Source organism: Nitrosomonas ureae, from assembly GCF_900108305.1.
Taxonomy (GTDB): domain Bacteria; phylum Pseudomonadota; class Gammaproteobacteria; order Burkholderiales; family Nitrosomonadaceae; genus Nitrosomonas; species Nitrosomonas ureae_B.
In genome coordinates this window covers 1-1378 of record NZ_FNUX01000070.1, presented here as the reverse complement: position 1 = coordinate 1378, position 1378 = coordinate 1, and the positions used below count along the sequence as shown (strand labels likewise).

Here is a 1378-nt window from a genome sequence, read left to right as displayed (position 1 = left end):
GAGCTATAGTCAAATCTGGTGTATAGGGAATCAAGCGGCATTCTGTTTTTGATCTGCTGTTTGTTTAATACCGTTAACGAACTTAACGCCGTTGATGACGTCTGCTAACAGGTTATAGCCTCTTAAGCGGAACCATTTTTTCTGTGCTGTCTCCATGAGTTTGAACGCCATCGTCAGTGTTGTTATCCGGCTTCCACAATTTTTCGTTCTGGCAGTTCTCAGTCTGACAGTAGCAAATACGGATTCAATCGGGTTGGTGGTTCTGATGTGCTGCCAGTTTTCGGCAGGATAATCATAGAAAGCCAACATGGAATCCTTGTCCTTGGCCAGGCAATTCATTGCACCTGGATATTTCGGACTGAACCGTTCAATACAGTCGTCAAATGCTTTGTAAGCCTCCTTCCGGGTTTCTGCCTGCCAGATATTGTGCAGGGCTTCCTTGACCTTGGGTTGCATGGCTTTGGGCAGTTTCTCCATAATATTGGCAGTTTTATGTACCCAGCAGCGTTGCTGATCAGTTTCCGGCCAGAGCCTGGCCACGGCTTTCCAGAATCCCAGAGCGCCATCACCGATAGCCAATTTAGGCGCCATCTTGAGACCACGCTGTTTCAAGTCAGTTAATACTTCCTCCCAGCTCGCCGCCGATTCACGGTAACCATCAGACAATGCTAGCAATTCTTTGCGCCCCGTTTCATCGGAGCCGATAATCACCAACAAACATAACCGGTCATCCATCCGGACATTACTGTATACACCGTCAGCCCACACATAAACGTAACGGTTTTTACTTAAATCACGTCGGCTCCATTCCTGGTAATCCTGCTCCCAGTCCTGCTTTAAACGGCTAATCGTGGCTGCCGACAGTCCCGTCGCATCCGCCCCCAAAAGATGTTTCAGCGTCTCTGAAAAATCCCCCGTTGAAATACCTCTCAAATACAACCAGGGCAAAAATTCTTCAATGCTCCTGGTGCGTTTCAGGTAAGGCGGTATCAGGCTACTGTTAAACTTGATGCCAGAATTGGAACGATCTCGAACCTTGGGTACTTTGACCCCAATGCCTCCCAGCCCCGTTTGAATCTGACGTTCAGGCAGATAGCCGTTTCTGACCACCGCCGCTTTACCTTCAGTGGTTTCCAAAGAAACATTTCGCTCAATGAAAATGGATACTTCCGCCTCTATCGCCGCAGCCAGCATTTTTCGCGCACCTTCGCGCAGTACTGCTTGCAGTGGATCATCCTGATCTGGTTTATTCAGCTTAAAAACATTATCATCTGTCATTGCGGTGTTCTCCTTATTTTGATAATCGATCTGGGCAGATCTTTATCAACAGATTACACCGCTCTCTTCTCCTTACATACACCAGAAATGATCATAGCTC

Annotated in this window: 1 protein-coding gene; it reads right to left on the bottom strand. The window is 47.5% G+C overall.

All coding sequences use genetic code 11. The annotated features are described in order from the left end of the window. Window positions 1-30 precede the first annotated feature (30 nt). Window positions 31-1278, bottom strand: coding sequence for an IS256 family transposase (locus C4S39_RS15055; RefSeq protein ID WP_103967736.1), 1248 nt, complete (start codon window positions 1276-1278; stop codon window positions 31-33). Window positions 1279-1378: the final 100 nt, after the last annotated feature.